Consider the following 16,411-nt stretch of genomic DNA (forward strand, 5'->3'; position numbering starts at 1 on the left):
CCGGCCGGCACCCTCGTCAACAGGGCGCCTCGAGCCCGGAACGCTGACCCGCGCCGAGGCGTCTTCATCGACGGATGCAGGAAGAACGGGTGCCTACTGCTCTTCAACCCGGTCATCGCGCTCGCCCGACCGTGCCGGCGCCACGTTGCGGGCGGTGCCCGAGGGGAAGTGATGTGAGCCGTAGCGAATCACCAGAATTGACAGGGCCAGCAGCAGAATTGAGCCTGCGATATAGATGATACCCATGTCCGGGCGATGATGGTGCTGAATGTCGCCGATCATCATGCGCGTCAGCGCGGTGATGGCCACATAGATCAGAAAGCGCACCGGCATGTGGTTGGTCTTGAAGTAGATGCCGACCATCGCGCCCAGTTCCAGATAGATAAACAGCAGCAGTACATCGTCGATGCCGGCCTGGCCTTCGGTAATCATGTCGAGAAAGGCGCCCAGGGCCGCCCAGGCGATCACGCCGCCAATGGCAAAAAGCGCCATGAAATGGAAAGTGCTCACCAGCAGGTTACCCAGGCGGTCGGCCTGATGTGGAAGTCGCGTGGCCAGGGGCTCTTTTGTCTTTGTTGGCATGATCATGTCCTGGAATACGGCGTGGAAAACGGGGGGCGTACCGAGGCCATGACGACGGGAAGGAACAGCGTCTGGCCGCGGTGCTGCGCTCAATAGTGCACGAATGTGCCATCCTGACACCATCGCAATGATTGTCATCATGTTCTGACAGACGCCACAGACAATGGAGAAGGTTCATGACGCAGGATCGGGCAACTCACGATCATCACGGCCACGGCCACGGCCACGGCCACGGCCACGGCCACGGCCATCACCATCACGATACGGATAATGAACGGCGCCTGCTCTGGGCGATGGTGCTGACCGGCGGTTTCATGGCGGCTGAAGTGGCTGGCGGCCTTTTGACCGGATCGCTGGCGCTGCTGGCCGATGCCGGCCATATGCTGACCGACAGCGCCTCGCTGGCGCTGGCCTGGGTCGCTGCCCGACTGACGCATCGTCCGGCCAACGCCCGCAAGACCTATGGCTATCATCGTGTGCAGGTGCTGGCCGCCTTCGTCAACGGTCTGGCGCTGATTTTGATCGTGGCCTGGATTTTATTTGAGGCCGTGCACCGGCTGTGGGCGCCGACCGAGGTCGCCAGTACCGGTATGCTGGCCGTGGCCGTTCTCGGGCTTGTGGTCAATATCGGCGTGTTCTGGCTGCTCCATAGCGGTGATCGAGGCAATATCAATATTCGTGGTGCGCTGCTGCATGTGCTGGGCGATCTGCTGGGGTCGGTGGCGGCCATCATCGCGGCGGTGATCATCATGGTGACCGGCTGGATGCCGATCGATCCGCTGCTCTCGCTGCTGGCGGCGGCGCTGATTGCCCGCAGTGCCTGGAAAATTACCACCCAGTCGGCGCACATCCTGCTCGAGGGGGCGCCGTCTCATATCGATAATGAGCAGCTAAGCCGTGATATCCCCGAGGCACTGCCCGATATCGACAGCGTCCATCACGTGCATATCTGGTCGCTGACCCCGGAGCGGATAATGGTCACGCTGCATGCCGTGATCCTTGATGAAGCAGATCAGGATCACGCCATCCTGGCCATCAGGTCCTATCTCAAGGAGCGCTTTGACGCCGATCACATCACGGTTCAGATCGAGCGGCAGTCGCGCTGCCTCGAGGAGGCAGGCCTCGATCACGAGGCTGGTCACGCCCATCCTGCGTGATCAGCATCACTGAATCAGCCGTGTGCCGCTCGTTGGATAACTCAGGTGATGGATGCCGCGCGGCAACTGCTTTTGAATGCGCATCACCCTTCACGTTTCAGGCAGCTTGTGAAGGTGACAAGGACAGTGCGGCGGCCTGAAGCCGCCTTTTGAATATCAATATGAAAGGAACGAGATAACGTGTCTGATAATGCCCAGAGCGCAAAATGGGACAGGATCGCCGGGCAGCTCAAGGAAAAATGGGGCGTGGTAGCCAACGATCTGTCCGCCTATGAAAAGGGCGAAGTGCAGCGTATCGCCGGCCTGCTCAAGGAGCAAAAGGGGCTTGGCGATGAGGAGTCCGAGCGAGAAGCCGAGCAGATCATGCGCAACTCCTGAACGGCCTTTTGTGAGGGTCACACTGCACGACGTCATTGAAAGAGCCCGGCGATTGCCGGGCTTGTTGCGTTAATGATCGTCAAAGGGTCAGATGGCAGCATGGCCCGAAAGGGCAGCACAGGGAGCGACGCCATGAGTGATATCAATACCGTAAGCCCATCGAAAGCACTGCGGCCGGCGCCCGTGGCCCTGACATGGGGTGTGCTGGTCGTGGCGTGGGGTGCCTTTTTGCTGCCACAGGCCGGCACCGGTCTTTTGGTCGGCTGGCCGCTCAACCTGGTGGCCTTCTGTCTGGCCATCGTGATCATGGTGCGTGGCCGCACGGTGGCCGGCATTCTGGCCATGGCGGCCTCTTTGGTGGTGTCACCGCTGATCTATCTATTTGGGCTGTTAGTGCTGCTGCTGGCCACGTCCTTCAGCGATGTCGACATCGACATTCAGGAGTCCGGTCCGGTGTATGAACATCATGCGCCTGCGCCGGTCGAGACGCCTTCGCTGCAGATGACCGCGCGCTCACTCGGGCAGCGCGAGATATAAAAGGGGCGCCATCACTGGGGCGCCCCTTTCACGTGTCGTTCTTTCGGCTGCCGATAAGTCATGACCTCGCATCGACAGTAGAAAGGTTTCATCGCTCATCGGCGGGATAGTCGGTATTGACGCTGGTTTCCCGCCACTGCTCGATTTCCTCAAGCGTCTGACGCAGATGTGCGCTGACCTGATCCACGCCCCAGGCGCCGAGCACCAGGTGATGCGGCGGCTGGTCGTGCTCGAAAATATCGATCATGGCCTGGGCGGCGCGTACCGGGTCGCCGGGCTGATTGCCGCTACCCTCGGAGGTGCCTGACATGCGCGCGCCCACCGTCTCGCGGTAATCGTCGAGGTTGGTCGTGGTCTGCTGCAGTGAACGACCGGCCCAATCGGTGCGAAAGGGGCCGGGAGCGACACTGGTCACCTTCAGACCCAACGGTTCTACCTCGGCGGCCAGCGCGGTCGAAAAGCCTTCGACGGCGTGCTTGGTGGCAGCGTAATAGCCCGAGCCCGGAAAGCCGATGAAACCGGCCACGGAGCTGATGTTGATGATGTGCCCCTGTCTGCGGGCGCGCATGCCGGGCAGCACCAGGCGGGTCATTTCGAACAGCCCGAACACGTTGGCGTCAAACTGTGCACGTACCTGCTCATCATCGGCCTCTTCAATCGAGGACTGATAGCCGTACCCCGCATTGTTGACCAGCACATCGATATGCCCGAAGTGCTGCTCGGCGCTTTTGACGACATCACGCAGCTGCTCGCTTTTGGTGACGTCCAGCCCCAGCGCCAGCACGCGATCCTCGACCCCTTCAGTCAAATCCGTCACACGTGCCCGGTCGCGTGCCGTCACTACCGCCTTCCACCCGCGCTCGATGACCAGTTGGGCCAGTTCGCGACCAAACCCGGTTGAACAGCCTGTAATCAGCCAGACAGGGTCCTTGCCTGTACTCATGTGGTTCTCCCTTTTACCTGGAAAATGACCTGCCGGTCGGGCAGGCGCTGGCCCATCCCGTTGCGGTCACTATAGGTCAGCCGTGTGGCGGGACTTATTGAATAAAATAATGCGGGGCATAGCGCCATGGTCGTTGCGCTGGCAGCGGCTCGTGAGCAGTGGTCCTTTTGCGACAGGTTTGGAAGGCATCCTGAGATGCGTAAGTATTAGTTAGTAAGTTTTTATTCTCGGGGCTACAAAACTAATACAAAAGCATTAACCTTATTAAACTGCAATGCGTTAGAAAGACGGTCACTCAATGACATCAGGAGCGGCCGCCCTTCATGCCCAGTGCATCCTTCATGAATCTGGACGCGCAGTATCGCCGTATCGAACCCCGGCTCAGAGCCGAGCTGGAAGAGGTGATGCTGTCTACCACCTTTATTGGAGGGCCGAAGGTGGACGCGCTCGAGCAGCAGCTGGCGGCCCGCGCAGGCGCAGCACAGTGCGTGAGCTGTGCCAGCGGCAGTGATGCGCTGGTACTGGCCCTGCGGGTGCTCAATATTGGTGCCGGTGACTGCGTGCTGTGTCCGGCCTACACCTTTGCCGCGACGGTCGAGTCCATCATTCGAGTCGGAGCGCAGCCGGTACTGATCGATATTGATCCTGACACGTTCAATATCGACCCGCAGGCGCTTGAGGACTGGCTGGATTGCCATGTTTCCTCCCCGGGGAAGGGGGGTGTCAAAGCCATTATTGCCGTGGATCTGTTCGGTCGACCGGCGGACTACGCTGCACTGGCTCGCCTTGCCAGGCGCTTTGAACTTGCGCTGGTGGCCGATGCCGCCCAGAGTTTTGGCGGCCATCATCACGGTCGTCCGGTCGGTTCGCTGGCCGACATCACGATCACCTCCTTTTATCCCTCCAAGCCGCTGGGCTGCTACGGCGATGGTGGTGCGCTGTTCGTCGATGACCCCTCCCTGGCCGAGCGGCTTCGCTCCCTGCGCAATCATGGGATCAGCCCTGACCGCACCCGTCATGAAGAAATCGGCATGTGCTCACGTCTGGATGCCCTGCAGGCCGGCGTACTGCTGGCCCGGCTGACCATCTTCGATGACGAGCTGGCGCAGCGTGAACGTATTGCCAATGCCTATCGGGAAGGGCTTGGAAGGCTGCTGGTCACGCCCGAGCTGCCCGCCAGCTGTCGCTCGGCCTGGGCCCAGTACACGGTACGCCTGCCGGACAGGTCCGGAGAGGACAACGCAGCGCTTGAGAGGCGTCGGGATGCCCTGGTGGCGACGCTTGGAGAGCAGGGAATTCCGGTACGCTGCTACTACTCACCGGCGCTGCACCGCCATGTGGCCTATCAGTCAATAACGCATGATGGGCTGGTTCAAACCGACCGGGTTGCCGCGGCCGCCTTCAGCCTGCCGATGCATCCCTACCTTGAACCGCATCATGTCGAGCAGGTCTGTCAGGCCGTGACAAGCGTCTGTCATGCAGACTGATCCCAAAGAGGTGCTTCGTGTGGCCGTGGCCGGCGCCGGGCGTATGGGGGCCCGGCATGTGCGTGCCTTCAATGCGCTGGCCGGGGTAGAGGTCAGTGTGATTCATGACCCTCGTCCGGCCGAGGCGTGTGATCTGTCAGAGGCCATGCAGCGCCGCTGCACCCAAAGCTATTCGACCTTTCTTGAACGAGCCCGTGAGGCCGACATGGCCGTGATCGCCAGTCCCACGGCGACACACTTTGGTATTGCGCGGGATCTCATTGGCCGTGGATTGTCGTGTCTGGTGGAAAAGCCCATGACCTTGCGCCCCGCCGAGTGCCTGTGGCTGGAGCGACTGGCGCGGGCACGGGGAACCGGGCTTTTCTGCGCCCATATCGAACGGTTCAATCCGGCGCTGCAGGCCACGGCGGAGCTTTTGCGTGCCCATCCCTGGGAGGCGGTCAACATCACCCGATACAATCCCGGCAGCGCGCGGCTCTCCAATGAGTCCCTTGTGACGGATCTGATGATTCATGATCTGGATATCGTGCAGCACGTCATGGGTCTGAGCTTTGATGCCCTGCTGGATGTCAAAAGCGATGCCGACTGTCAGGACCGCCTGACAGACGCACGCGCCGATCATGTGACCGTACGCCTGCAAGGGGATGCCGGCTATCCGGTCACCCTGAGTGCCGGGCGACTGCCGCAGCGCGGTCGTCGTCTCATCCATGCCCGCAGTACGCAGGGGAGCCTGCAGGTGGATCTGCTCAATAGTGAGCATCACGCCTGTTTCATGACCCCGGAGCACGCACCGGTACCGGTGGTTGACCCGCCGGAAGATGCCCTGACCCGCCAGGCCAGAGCGATGGTCGACAGCGTCATGGACGGGCAGCCCCATGGACTGGCCAATGCCGAGGAGTCCTGGCAGACCCTGACGCTTTGTCAGTTGATCGAACAGCGACTTCAGCTTGCCGCATGCAGGCCGCCCTCAACGATATCGGACGCGTAGCCGTAGGTGAAGGGATAAGCTAAAGTCCTTCATGTATGCCGCCGGGCGGCCAATCAAACAGGAAGATAATGTCATGAAACGCATGATGCTTTTGATGGTAGTGATGCTGTTGTCTGCCGCAGTGCTGGGCGGATGTAACACCATGCATGGCGCCGGCGAGGACATCTCCGAAGGCGGTCAGGCCATCCAGAACGCCGCTGATTAGGACGCCGGCCTTCAACGCATCAAACCCACCGCCGAGAGGCGGTGGGTTTGATGTTGATGGGATCGGTGCGCTACATGGCGTGCTTGATGCCCTTGTTGACCAGCAGCCAGTTGGCCGGATAGGAGGTCAGGAAACCGACCAGCATGGCAATCTGCATCATGAACCAGAATTCAGGCGTGGTCGCATCCATCTCACCGCCCAGAAACAGCGGTGTGGCAATCAGCATCCAGAGGTACATGCCGATCTGAAAGGCGATCAGGGACAGCGTGTCAGCCTTGATGGCATTTGTCAGGGCAGTGCGTGGTGAGTCCTCGCCCATTTCACGGATAGGCAGGTACTGAAACAGGATGCCAAAGGCATAGGCGGCGATAAAGGCGAGCAGGAAATGCCCCGCCATGTGTGAACCGAAAAGGGTAAAGCCAAGCGCCGTGGCCAGCGGGGCCGCGACGATATCTCCCAGCGTGCAGCCGCCGCCGCAGTGGGTGGCAGAGACAAACACGCCCTGCCATTTGGGCTTGTCACCGTGATGGTGATGGCCGCCCTGGTGTTCGTGGTCACCATGCTGATGTTGCTTGTTGTGGTGTGCAGGGGCCGCCCGGCCCATTTTCTGATAGACCCACCAGCCCAGTACCGGCATGTAGAGCCCCGTGATCGGCCAGGTCACATTCATGATGGCCATATGCTGAGGGCGCCTGCGCACATCCATGGCAATCAGGGCGCAGGTGGCCATCCCCAGCAGCAAAAAGATCCAGGACCAGAAGGTCAGCATGACACGCTCCCTGTTGTCTTCAGTTTGGTTTTATCTGATGACTCCAAGGTTTAGTGCAGGCGCGGCGATCCAACAAGGCTGGGGTCAGGCCATGGTATCGATCGATCTCGAAGGCTGTCTGGTCCGTTTGGCCGGTGCGGCGTCAGGCTCTCTCCGGGTGTCGACTCGCCAGCTCGACCCCCTGCCTCAGTGCTTCGATCAGACTGCGCTCGTCAGCAATGCCCTTGCCCGCAATGTCGAAGGCGGTGCCGTGGTCCACCGAAGTGCGCACCACCGGTAGCCCGACGGTGACGTTGACGCCGGCCTCCAGACCCATCACCTTCACCGGCCCGTGGCCCTGGTCGTGGTACATGGCGACGACACAGTCGAAATCGCCTCGTCCGGCGCGGAAAAACAGGGTATCCGCCGGCAGTGGCCCTTCCACGTCCCAGCCCCGGGCGCGCAGCGCCTCGATGGCCGGCACGATCTTCTCTTCCTCTTCGCCATAGCCGAACAGGCCGTTTTCACCCGCGTGGGGATTGATGCCGCATACGGCGATGCGCGGATGGTGGTTGCCCGCCCGGGCAAGCGTTTCGTGGGCACGCTCGATGGTGCGTGTCACGAGCCCCGGATTGATGCGTGCGATCGCATCGATGATGCCCATGTGAGTAGTGACGTGAATGACCTTCATCTTCGGAGTCACCAGCATCATCGAGACTTCTTCGGTACCGGTCAGGTGTGCCAGAAGCTCCGTGTGTCCCGGAAAGATGTGGCCGCCGGCGTGCAGTGCGGCCTTGTTCAGAGGGGCCGTGCAGATGGCGTCGAGTTCCCCTGCCTCGATCAGTTCCACGGTCCTGGCGATATAGCGGTAGGCGGCGTCGCCGGCCACTCTCGAGACCTGGCCCCAGGGCAGGTCCTCGGGGATCAGCCCCAGGTCGATGCACTCGATGGCATCGCGCTCGAAACGCGCTTCGGCGGGCGTTTCGACGACATGTAGCGTCAGGCTTGAACCGACCACCTCCATTGCCTTGCGCAGGCGCCCCGCATCGCCGATGACCAGGGGGCGGCAGATCTCGTGGACATCATCATGGGCCAGGGCTCTGACGATGATTTCGGGCCCGACGCCGGCGGCATCGCCCATGGTGATACCAATAACGGGACGATTGCTCATGAGCATTCCTTTTGAATAAGAGTCAGTGATGACGGGTCTGGCCCTGCCAGACGCGCTGAAAGGCGTGATCGTCGCCGAACCCACCGGCCTTGGTGATGACCTCAAGAGGGCCGGCGGTGGTGATTGCGAGCAGCCTTGCCATGCCCGTGTCCGGGGCATCGACCAGCGTCAATCTCGTGATATTGGCGCCCATCAGAATCGCCCGTGCCGTGGCCCCGCCGGTGGCAATCAGCCGTTCGACACGCTCCAGACGTGGCGACAGCAGACGGGCCAGCGCCAGACTGAGCGCTGGACCTTCGGCGGCACAGCGATCCTTGTTCTGGCGAAGACGCACCATGACATCGCAGTGCTGGGCGAGCGCAGCATCCAGACGCGCCTCAAGGGCCGAAACGACGTCTATCGCAGCATCCTGGCGCAGATCGCTCGCGTCGATATCGATAAGCGTCAGCGCGTCAACGCTCTCCAGAAGCTGCTCGGCCTGGCGGTGGGAGACGCCGCTCATGCTGCCAATCACGATCAGGGTCTGCGGATGGCCGGGCGGCATGGGCTCTACGCTGTGGCTGCCGGATAGCCCAAGGGCTCCAGGAAGATGCTCTCCGAGACCTGCCGAACCGACCCAGAAAACGCCGTCGAGCCGCGCACTCAGCGTCGCCAGACGTGCCAGGTCGGCATCGCTTTCGACGTCGCACACCAGTGCCTGGACGCCACGTGCCTGGTGAGCCTCCAGTACGGCCAGCACGTGATCGTCCTTTTGGCCGAGGCCTTCGAGATCGAGGGTGGCGGTCTCAAGCGCGGCCGCCGTCAGCATCTCAACCAGGTCTGCCCGGCCCTGAAGGCCTTCGTTGGTCCAGACTTCTGTTTCCTCGACGGGGACACCGTTCAGGTACTGGCGGCCGCCGCGTGTGGTGCGTCCGGTCGCCGGATAGGCCGGAGCAACGATGGCCATGCCAACGCTTGAAAGACTCGCAATTTCGGCAGCCACGTTGCCGCGCAGGGTCGAATCGATCTTTTTGAACAGAAAGCGAAAGTGGCCCTGCCAGGTGGTCAGCGCCAGACGGTGGCGTTGTGTCGCCTCGGCAGCGCTCACCTCGCGTGAGTCCAGATCAATGGCCACAACGTCGGCACGCTCGATGTGTTCTGCGCCCAGTACCACAGCGGTGGCAAGCCCTGCACGGGTCGCGCCCACCGCTGAATCGGCAGTGCCGGTCAGGTCATCGGCCATGATCAATAGCCGGGTATGGCCGCGGGGTTTTTGTCCGTCACTGCCGTCATGCCTCTTTGCACAAGCAGGCATGGCGGGCGTGATGCCGGGACCTTCAGAAGCACTCATGCCGGCTCCAGAAAATGGAAATAAAGATATTTTGATCTTTTCGGTCATTAAAATGATTGAATCAATCATAATTGGCAAGTTATACCATCACCAGGGGATTCAGAAAATCCTTCCTTGCGACAAAAAGCGCGCCGGGTATTGAGGACAGTGCCGCGGATGGATCTGCTCTGCAGGGGCAGAGTACTTGCTCCGGAGCGAAGCATCGCCGTCCCGGGGAGAAGACCTGCAGAGCAGGCCATGTTCGTGGTCGATGGGAGGCGTTATTTCTTGTTGAATGGGTCTTTGCGAGAAGTGATCAGCGGTGCGGAGCACCCCCGATCATCCTTTAGGGAACTGGCGCGGCGGTCTTGCGCTGCGCTCGCAGGGTGTCCACCGTATAGAGGGCAAGCCCTGCCCAGATGCAGCCAAAGGTGATCAGGTTGGCCTGATGGAAGGGCTCATTGAACAGGAAGACACCGGTGAGCAGGTGCAGGGTCGGGGTCAGATATTGAATCAGGCCCAGCGTGCCCAGCCTGAGTCGTCGGGCGCCCATGGTAAAGAGCACCAGCGGCAGCACGGTCACCAGCCCGCAGCCGATCAGCAGGGCATCGGTGAAGAGGCTGCCCTGTAAAAAGACCGCCTGCTGTTGAGCGTACAGCACGCCAAGCCAGAGCAGGGCAAACGGCAGCAGCAGCATGGTCTCGACATAGAGTCCTGTGATGCTGTCCACCCCGATGCGCTTTCGAATCGCGCCGTAGCAGCCAAAGCTGCCAGCCAGAATCAGTGAGACCCAGGGCACGCGTCCGAACCCCACCACCATGATCAGAACGCCTGCTGACGCCAGTAAAATGGCGGCCACCTGCAGCGGGCGCAGTCGCTCGCGAAAAAAGACCAGACCGAGCAGAACATTGAGCAGCGGATTGATGTAATAGCCCAGGCTTGCCTGCAGCACATGGTGGCTTGAGACCGCCCAGATGAACATGCCCCAGTTAATGCTGATCAAAAGCGCCGAAGCCATCAGCGCCAGCAGCAGTGTGCGCTGGCGCAGCACGGCCATGACCCTTTCATGGCGACGGGAGATCAGAACAAACAGCGTCAGTAAAAGTGCCGCCCATACCATGCGATGGGTCAGAATCTCCCAGGGGGAAACGTTCGGGCCGATCAGGTGAAAATAGAGCGGCAGCACGCCCCACATCGAAAAACAGCCCAGAGCGGCCAGAAGCCCCACGCTCTGTTCCCGCTTGTCCGTCATGGCGCCCTTTCTCCCGGTAAATCCCGCATCATACGCGCTATATCATGCAGCGACGATGGAAAGGACATTGACTTGTTGTCCATGTGTCCATAGTTTTGGACATATGGACAATACCACTGCCATTACCATCTTTGCAGCGCTGGCCCAGAGTACTCGCCTGGACGCCTTTCGGCTGCTGGTCCGTCACGAGCCTGACGGGCTGGCGGCCGGGGAATTGGCCCGCCGTCTTGATGTGCCGCACAACACCCTGTCGGCCCATTTGAATGTACTGTCGCGTGCAGGCCTTGTGATCTCGCAGCGCCAGAGCCGTTCGATCATCTACCGCGCCAGCCTCGAGCAGATGCAGGCCACGCTGGCTTTTCTGGCGCGTGACTGCTGCGCCGGGCGCCCTGATCTCTGCACACCCCTGCTTGAAGCCCTTCAACCTGCCTGTCGTTTTGATGAAGAGGACACGCCATGACGCCCGTGATCTATCACAACCCCAATTGCGGCACCTCGCGCAATGTGCTGGCCATGCTGCGCCAGTCCGGGGAAATGCCGGACGTGATCGAATATTTAAAGACCCCGCCCACGCGTGAGCGCCTGGTCGAACTGCTGGCGGCGATGAACATCACGCCGCGCGAGTTGCTGCGTCAAAAGGAGCCGGTCTGTGCCGAGCTGGGGCTTGGTGACTCGACAGTGAGTGACGAGCAGCTGATCGATGCCATGATGGCGCATCCGATTCTGATCAATCGCCCGATCGTGGTCACCGATCGAGGCGCACGCTTGTGCCGACCCTCCGAGCAGGTGCTGGCGCTGCTGGAGCGACCCTTGACCGAATTTACAAAGGAAGATGGCGAAGTCGTGCGCTTTGAGAGACTGGGACATGAATGACACGCTGCCTCATATCGATACCGATCAGCTTCAGGCCATTGATGTCGACGCGCTGATTCATCCGGATGATCCGCGCCATGCGCCGCGGATTCTGGTGCTGTATGGCTCGCTGCGTGAGCGTTCCTATTCGCGGCTGGTCGCCGAAGAAGCGGGCCGGCTGCTGCGCTGGTTTGGCTGTGAGGTCAAAACCTTCAACCCCTCAGGACTGCCGCTGCCCGATGATGCCGAGGCCGATCACCCGAAGGTGGCCGAGCTGCGGGAGCTGGCGCAGTGGTCGGAGGGTATGGTGTGGGTCAGTCCCGAGCGTCATGGGGCGATGACCGGCATCATGAAAACCCAGATCGACTGGATTCCGCTGTCGCTGGGCGGCGTGCGCCCGACCCAGGGCAAGACGCTGGCGGTGATGGAGGTTTCCGGCGGCAGTCAAAGCTTCAATGCGGTCAATCAGATGCGGCTGCTGGGTCGCTGGATGCGCATGCTGACCATCCCCAATCAGTCCTCGGTGCCAAAGGCCTTCAACGAATTTGATGGCGACGGGCGCATGCAGCCCTCGCCGCTGTATAACCGCATTGTCGATGTCTGCGAGGAGCTGGTGAAATTTACCTGGCTCACACGCGGTCGCGCCGGGTATCTCGTGGATCGCTACTCCGAGCGGGTGGAAAGCGCCGAAGAGGTCTCTGCCCGCGTCAATCAGCGCACCCACTAGCAGGCGGAGACCGACATGCTGGCACTGAGTATTTTCGTGATCACGCTGGTACTGGTGATCTGGCAGCCTCGCGGGCTGGGCATCGGCTGGAGCGCGATGGGCGGCGCACTGGTGGCGCTGGTCACCGGAGTGGTGGGGTGGGACGATGTCGCCACCGTCTGGGACATTGTCTGGGATGCCACCTTTACCTTTGTGGCGCTGATCATCATCTCGCTGATTCTTGATGAAGCAGGCTTTTTCAGCTGGGCGGCGCTGCATATTGCCCGCTGGGGCAATGGGCGTGGGCCCCTGCTATTTGTCTTGATCGTGATGCTCGGTGCCGTGATTGCGGCGCTTTTTGCCAACGATGGTGCGGCGCTTTTGCTTACCCCCATCGTGCTGGCGATTCTGGTACGCCTTGATTTCAGCGCCCGGGCGGCGCTGGCCTTTATCATCGCCACCGGCTTTGTGGCCGATACCACCAGTCTGCCGCTGGTGATTTCAAACCTGGTCAATATCGTGACCGCCAACTACTTCGAGATCGGGTTTGGTGAGTACGCGCTGGTGATGGTGCCGGTCAATCTGGTGTCGCTGGGGGCCACGCTTGCCGTGCTATGGCTTTATTGTCGCCGCGAGATCCCGCGCCACTATGATCAGGGCCGGCTGGAAGCACCGGCCAGTGCCATTATCGATGTCCGGGTCTTCCGTGCGGCCTTTCCATTACTCGCCGTGCTATTGATCGCCCTGTTCGTGACGGCGCACTGGGCAGTGCCCTTTACCTTCATCATGGGCGCGGCGGCGCTGGTACTGATGGCGATTGCCGGGCGCTGGGGAAGACGGGAAAAGCCGGTCATTGAGCTGTCCCGGGTGCTCAGACACGCCCCCTGGCAGATCGTGCTGTTCTCGCTGGGGATGTATCTGGTGGTTTACGGACTCGGCCAGGCCGGACTGACCGAGGACGCCGCAAACATGCTGACCCAACTGGCCGGGCAGGGCACCTTTGTGGCGACAGTGGGCACCGGCGTGGGGCTTGCGGTGCTGGCCTCGATCGTCAATAACCTGCCCTCCACCCTGATCGGTGCACTGGCGATCGATCAGGCCCAGGTGCCCGAACTCACTCGACAGCTCATGGCCTATGCCAGCGTCATCGGCAATGATCTGGGGCCGAAGTTCACCCCGATCGGCAGTCTGGCCACGCTTTTATGGCTGCATGTGCTTGCCGGCAAGGGGCACCGCATCGGCTGGGGGCAATACATGAAGGTAGGCCTTGTGATCACGCCGCCGGTGCTATTGGCCACGCTGGTCGCGCTGGCGCTCTGGGGGCCTCTGGCCATCCGACTCGGTGGCTAGCCGGGCGTTCGATCACGTCTGTAGGACTCGAAAGGTCGACTCAAGGAAATATATCGGTCGATTCTCAAGAAGTGAACGGTGTATGCCGATGCTGCCTTTAACGATGGTGCGGGCCGTCATTTGGCGCATGCCCGTTTTCACTGCCAGAGGCAGGAGTCCTTCATGTTTCGACGTACCGCTTCTTCCCGACAGGCGCCGCTGGTGGATGCCATCCACCGTTCCATGGCCGTAATCGAGTTTGATGCGCAGGGCACGATCCTGAGCGCCAATCCGGCCTTTTATGAGGCCACCGGCTATAGTGCCGAGTCTCTCGTGGGGCGTCACCACAGCGTGCTATGCCCACGCGAGCTGGTCGAAAGCGACGAATATGCTCGGCTCTGGTCCCGGCTGAATGAAGGCGAATTCATCAGCGGCCGCTGCAAGCGGGTGCGACAGGATGGTCACTCCCTCTGGCTGGAAGCGACCTATAACCCCATCCGTGACCGGCGCGGTGAGGTGGTACGTGTCATCAAGCTTGCCACCGATATTACCTCGCAGATCATCGAGGAGCAGGAGATGGGGAGCCGGCTCCGGGCCATCGATCGTTCGATGGCGGTCATCGAATTTACGCCGGATGGGCACATTCTCACCGCCAATCAGAACTTTCTGGACACGGTCGGGTATCGGCTCGAGGAGATCGAAGGCAGGCATCACCGCATCTTTTGCGGGAAAGCCCTGGCGGCAAGCCCCGAGTACCGCGACTTCTGGGCACGGCTCAATGCAGGCCAGTTCATGTCCGGCCAGTTCAAGCGCTTTGATAAAAACGGGCGGCATCTATGGCTGGAGGCCACCTATAATCCGGTCTTTGACGAGGAGGGCCGGCTCTACAAGATCATCAAGTTTGCCAGCAATATCACCGAGCGCGTTGATCGCGAATACGAAAGCCTGCGTCTGGCGTATCGTATTTCAGCCGATACCGAAAGTACCGCCGGCGACGGCAGTCGCATCATCGATGAGACCGTGTGCGAGATTCGAAGCATTGCCGAGCGAGTGGCAGCGACCTCCCGACTGCTGGACGATCTGACCGCTCAGGCTGCCGGTATTACCGCCATCGTTGAAACCATTGAGTCCATCGCCTCCCAGACCAACCTGCTCTCCCTGAACGCAGCCATCGAAGCCGCTCGCGCCGGTGAACACGGCCGGGGTTTTTCGGTAGTTGCTCATGAGGTGCGTCAGCTTGCCCGTCGCACGGCCGAAGCCACCGGTGATATCGCCGGCACGATCGAGCGGCTTCAAACGCTCTCCGGTAGTGCCAATACCAGCATGCACGCCTGTCAAAAAATCGTTGAGAAGGGTGTGGTCATGGCCGGTAATGCCGGCGAGGCGATCGTGCGCATCAGCGATTGCACCAATGACATGGTCAATGCCGTGCGCAACATGGCTTCCACCGTGGATCTGAATCAGGACGATCCCGCTTCGGGATCAATGCCGTCTTCTCCGGCCGCCACGCCGGCAAGAGCGGTCTGATGGCATCCCGATCATAACGTTATCAGCAATGCTGATTTAGCCTTGAAAGACCAAAGGGTTATATTGGCCTTCTTTTTGATAGCGTTATGACATGAGGTCGCCGTGAATTTCCAGCAACTGCGTATCGTGCGGGAGGTCGTGCGCCGTCAGTTCAACCTGACCGACGCTTCCAACGCGCTGTTTACGTCCCAGTCCGGCGCCAGCAAGCACATCCGTGATCTGGAAGACGAGTTGGGCGTGGTGCTGTTTGAGCGCCGCGGCAAGCGTATGTTGGGACTGACGCCGGCAGGCACCACGCTTTTCGAAACCGTCGAACGCATTTTGCTTGAAAGCGAGAATTTAAAGCGTCTGGCCCAGCAGTGGGTGCATGAGGACCAGGGGCGCCTGCGCATTGCCACCACTCATACCCAGGCCCGCTATGTGCTGCCGCGCATTATTGCGCACTTTCGCCGCGATTTTCCGCGGGTCCATCTGGAACTTCAGCAATGCGGTCCGGCCGAAATCGTCTCGCTGCTGCGCGCCGGCAGGGTCGATATCGGCATGGCGACCGAGGCACTGGGCGAGGCGTCCCAGGAGCTTGTGACCTTCCCCTTTCATCAATGGCAGCACGCCGTCGTGGTGCCCGAGGATCACCCGCTGTGTGACGTTGAGCCCCTGACCCTGGAGGCCATCGCCCGCTATCCGATTGTTACCTACCACGAAGGGTTTACCGGCCGCTCGCGCATCGACCAGGCCTTTGCCGCGGCCTGTGTGACGCCTGATGTGGTGATGTCGGCACTCGATGCCGATGTGATCAAGACCTATGTCGAGCTGAATCTGGGCGTTGGCATCATCGCCTCGGTCGCGTTTGATTCGATGCGTGATGCAGGACTTGCGATGCTTGAGCCTGATGATCTTTTTCCGCGCAACACGACCCTGATTGCGCTGCGCCGCGGACATCTGCTGCGCAACTTCGCCTATCGGTTTCTGGAGTGCTGCTCGCCCGAGCTGAATAGCAAGGCCGTGCAGCGGGCGCTGACGCTTCCCTGAAACGCCCCTTCAAGCATCATCACGACGTCGAATGGCATGAAAGCCATCTTTCGATTCGTCGTCGTTTTGGGATCGAGCATACAAAGAAGGGTGCAGGATCGGACGTCGGGTTTATATCTTAAAAAGTGATAAAAAATTCGTTTATATATATTTTTAAGTCATTAAGGGGCCGGATACGCTTGAGCCAACACTTTTCTCAGGCGTTATGAAG

18 protein-coding genes are annotated in these 16,411 nt (G+C 60.7%); 12 read left to right on the top strand and 6 right to left on the bottom strand.

Features of this window, described 5'->3' with window-relative positions; all coding sequences use genetic code 11:
- Nucleotides 1-93: 93 nt before the first annotated feature.
- Nucleotides 94-582, bottom strand: coding sequence for a phosphate-starvation-inducible protein PsiE (locus tag B9G99_RS08315; protein WP_086623381.1), 489 nt, complete (start codon nt 580-582; stop codon nt 94-96).
- 176 nt (nt 583-758) lie between these two features.
- On the opposite strand from B9G99_RS08315, the gene B9G99_RS08320 reads away from it, so the two are divergent.
- The 3 genes from B9G99_RS08320 (at nt 759) to B9G99_RS08330 (ending at nt 2,654) form a co-directional block, all read left to right on the top strand.
- Entirely contained in the window at nt 759-1,739 is a 981-nt protein-coding gene (locus B9G99_RS08320) for a cation diffusion facilitator family transporter (RefSeq protein WP_086621629.1), read from the top strand.
- 180 nt (nt 1,740-1,919) lie between these two features.
- The gene (locus B9G99_RS08325) at nt 1,920-2,117 is read left to right on the top strand and encodes a CsbD family protein (protein ID WP_086621630.1); all 198 of its coding nucleotides are present in this window, start codon (nt 1,920-1,922) and stop codon (nt 2,115-2,117) included.
- Between the two features lie 132 nt (nt 2,118-2,249).
- On the top strand, nt 2,250-2,654 hold the full coding sequence (locus B9G99_RS08330) for a hypothetical protein (protein WP_148663929.1): 405 nt from the start codon (nt 2,250-2,252) through the stop codon (nt 2,652-2,654).
- Nucleotides 2,655-2,742: 88 nt separating this feature from the next.
- Here B9G99_RS08330 and B9G99_RS08335 read toward each other — a convergent pair whose 3' ends face one another.
- Nucleotides 2,743-3,597, bottom strand: coding sequence for an oxidoreductase (locus tag B9G99_RS08335; RefSeq protein WP_086621632.1), 855 nt, complete (start codon nt 3,595-3,597; stop codon nt 2,743-2,745).
- 323 nt (nt 3,598-3,920) lie between these two features.
- Between B9G99_RS08335 and B9G99_RS08340 the strand changes: the two genes are divergently transcribed.
- The 3 genes from B9G99_RS08340 to B9G99_RS08350 all read left to right on the top strand — a co-directional run bounded on the left by B9G99_RS08340 (nt 3,921) and on the right by B9G99_RS08350 (nt 6,277).
- Nucleotides 3,921-5,084 (top strand): DegT/DnrJ/EryC1/StrS family aminotransferase, encoded by a 1,164-nt coding sequence (locus B9G99_RS08340; protein WP_086621633.1) that lies wholly within the window; start codon nt 3,921-3,923, stop codon nt 5,082-5,084.
- Nucleotides 5,074-6,072: a Gfo/Idh/MocA family protein gene (locus tag B9G99_RS08345; RefSeq protein WP_086621634.1), complete on the top strand. Its 999-nt coding sequence runs from the start codon at nt 5,074-5,076 to the stop codon at nt 6,070-6,072. The genes B9G99_RS08340 and B9G99_RS08345 overlap by 11 nt, the downstream gene beginning before the upstream one ends.
- A gap of 94 nt (nt 6,073-6,166) precedes the next feature.
- Entirely contained in the window at nt 6,167-6,277 is a 111-nt protein-coding gene (locus B9G99_RS08350) for an entericidin A/B family lipoprotein (protein WP_418268967.1), read from the top strand.
- Nucleotides 6,278-6,347: 70 nt separating this feature from the next.
- Here the strand turns inward: B9G99_RS08350 and B9G99_RS08355 are convergent, their stop codons facing one another.
- The 4 genes from B9G99_RS08355 to rarD form a co-directional block, all read right to left on the bottom strand.
- Nucleotides 6,348-7,046: a DUF4396 domain-containing protein gene (locus B9G99_RS08355; protein ID WP_086621636.1), complete on the bottom strand. Its 699-nt coding sequence runs from the start codon at nt 7,044-7,046 to the stop codon at nt 6,348-6,350.
- A 142-nt stretch (nt 7,047-7,188) separates the two neighbouring features.
- On the bottom strand, nt 7,189-8,196 hold the full coding sequence (gene pdxA / locus B9G99_RS08360) for a 4-hydroxythreonine-4-phosphate dehydrogenase PdxA (protein WP_086621637.1): 1,008 nt from the start codon (nt 8,194-8,196) through the stop codon (nt 7,189-7,191).
- A 22-nt stretch (nt 8,197-8,218) separates the two neighbouring features.
- Entirely contained in the window at nt 8,219-9,526 is a 1,308-nt protein-coding gene (locus B9G99_RS08365; protein ID WP_158521465.1) for a four-carbon acid sugar kinase family protein, read from the bottom strand.
- Nucleotides 9,527-9,851: 325 nt separating this feature from the next.
- Entirely contained in the window at nt 9,852-10,757 is a 906-nt protein-coding gene (gene rarD / locus B9G99_RS08370) for an EamA family transporter RarD (RefSeq protein WP_086621639.1), read from the bottom strand.
- Nucleotides 10,758-10,860: 103 nt separating this feature from the next.
- On the opposite strand from rarD, the gene B9G99_RS08375 reads away from it, so the two are divergent.
- From B9G99_RS08375 to B9G99_RS08400, 6 genes are all read left to right on the top strand, one after another.
- Nucleotides 10,861-11,217 carry an ArsR/SmtB family transcription factor gene (locus B9G99_RS08375; RefSeq protein ID WP_086621640.1) on the top strand — a complete coding sequence of 119 codons (357 nt, stop codon included), beginning with the start codon at nt 10,861-10,863 and terminating at the stop codon, nt 11,215-11,217.
- Nucleotides 11,214-11,630: an arsenate reductase (glutaredoxin) gene (gene arsC / locus B9G99_RS08380; RefSeq protein ID WP_086621641.1), complete on the top strand. Its 417-nt coding sequence runs from the start codon at nt 11,214-11,216 to the stop codon at nt 11,628-11,630. Before B9G99_RS08375 ends, arsC begins: the two co-directional genes overlap by 4 nt.
- The gene (gene arsH, locus B9G99_RS08385) at nt 11,623-12,336 is read left to right on the top strand and encodes an arsenical resistance protein ArsH (RefSeq protein WP_086621642.1); all 714 of its coding nucleotides are present in this window, start codon (nt 11,623-11,625) and stop codon (nt 12,334-12,336) included. The genes arsC and arsH overlap by 8 nt, the downstream gene beginning before the upstream one ends.
- A 15-nt stretch (nt 12,337-12,351) precedes the next feature.
- Complete coding sequence (locus tag B9G99_RS08390) at nt 12,352-13,665, top strand: arsenic transporter (RefSeq protein WP_086621643.1); 1,314 nt, start codon at nt 12,352-12,354, stop codon at nt 13,663-13,665.
- Between the two features lie 162 nt (nt 13,666-13,827).
- Nucleotides 13,828-15,171 carry a methyl-accepting chemotaxis protein gene (locus B9G99_RS08395; protein WP_086623382.1) on the top strand — a complete coding sequence of 448 codons (1,344 nt, stop codon included), beginning with the start codon at nt 13,828-13,830 and terminating at the stop codon, nt 15,169-15,171.
- A 102-nt stretch (nt 15,172-15,273) separates the two neighbouring features.
- Nucleotides 15,274-16,200 carry a CysB family HTH-type transcriptional regulator gene (locus B9G99_RS08400; protein WP_086621644.1) on the top strand — a complete coding sequence of 309 codons (927 nt, stop codon included), beginning with the start codon at nt 15,274-15,276 and terminating at the stop codon, nt 16,198-16,200.
- Nucleotides 16,201-16,411 lie beyond the last annotated feature (211 nt).

It is taken from the genome of Kushneria konosiri (assembly GCF_002155145.1).
GTDB classification, from domain to species: Bacteria; Pseudomonadota; Gammaproteobacteria; order Pseudomonadales; family Halomonadaceae; genus Kushneria; species Kushneria konosiri.

Excerpts from the sequence above, each read along its gene's own strand:
- B9G99_RS08315 (WP_086623381.1), bottom strand. The coding sequence starts at position 582 with ATGCCAACAAAGACAAAAGAGCCCCTGGCCACGCGACTTCCACATCAG.
- B9G99_RS08320 (WP_086621629.1), top strand. The coding sequence starts at position 759 with ATGACGCAGGATCGGGCAACTCACGATCATCACGGCCACGGCCACGGC.
- B9G99_RS08330 (WP_148663929.1), top strand. The coding sequence starts at position 2,250 with ATGAGTGATATCAATACCGTAAGCCCATCGAAAGCACTGCGGCCGGCG.
- B9G99_RS08335 (WP_086621632.1), bottom strand. The coding sequence starts at position 3,597 with ATGAGTACAGGCAAGGACCCTGTCTGGCTGATTACAGGCTGTTCAACC.
- B9G99_RS08340 (WP_086621633.1), top strand. The coding sequence starts at position 3,921 with ATGCCCAGTGCATCCTTCATGAATCTGGACGCGCAGTATCGCCGTATC.
- B9G99_RS08345 (WP_086621634.1), top strand. The coding sequence starts at position 5,074 with ATGCAGACTGATCCCAAAGAGGTGCTTCGTGTGGCCGTGGCCGGCGCC.
- B9G99_RS08350 (WP_418268967.1), top strand. The coding sequence starts at position 6,167 with ATGGTAGTGATGCTGTTGTCTGCCGCAGTGCTGGGCGGATGTAACACC.
- B9G99_RS08355 (WP_086621636.1), bottom strand. The coding sequence starts at position 7,046 with ATGCTGACCTTCTGGTCCTGGATCTTTTTGCTGCTGGGGATGGCCACC.
- pdxA (WP_086621637.1), bottom strand. The coding sequence starts at position 8,196 with ATGAGCAATCGTCCCGTTATTGGTATCACCATGGGCGATGCCGCCGGC.
- B9G99_RS08365 (WP_158521465.1), bottom strand. The coding sequence starts at position 9,526 with ATGAGTGCTTCTGAAGGTCCCGGCATCACGCCCGCCATGCCTGCTTGT.
- rarD (WP_086621639.1), bottom strand. The coding sequence starts at position 10,757 with ATGACGGACAAGCGGGAACAGAGCGTGGGGCTTCTGGCCGCTCTGGGC.
- B9G99_RS08375 (WP_086621640.1), top strand. The coding sequence starts at position 10,861 with ATGGACAATACCACTGCCATTACCATCTTTGCAGCGCTGGCCCAGAGT.
- arsC (WP_086621641.1), top strand. The coding sequence starts at position 11,214 with ATGACGCCCGTGATCTATCACAACCCCAATTGCGGCACCTCGCGCAAT.
- arsH (WP_086621642.1), top strand. The coding sequence starts at position 11,623 with ATGAATGACACGCTGCCTCATATCGATACCGATCAGCTTCAGGCCATT.
- B9G99_RS08390 (WP_086621643.1), top strand. The coding sequence starts at position 12,352 with ATGCTGGCACTGAGTATTTTCGTGATCACGCTGGTACTGGTGATCTGG.
- B9G99_RS08395 (WP_086623382.1), top strand. The coding sequence starts at position 13,828 with ATGTTTCGACGTACCGCTTCTTCCCGACAGGCGCCGCTGGTGGATGCC.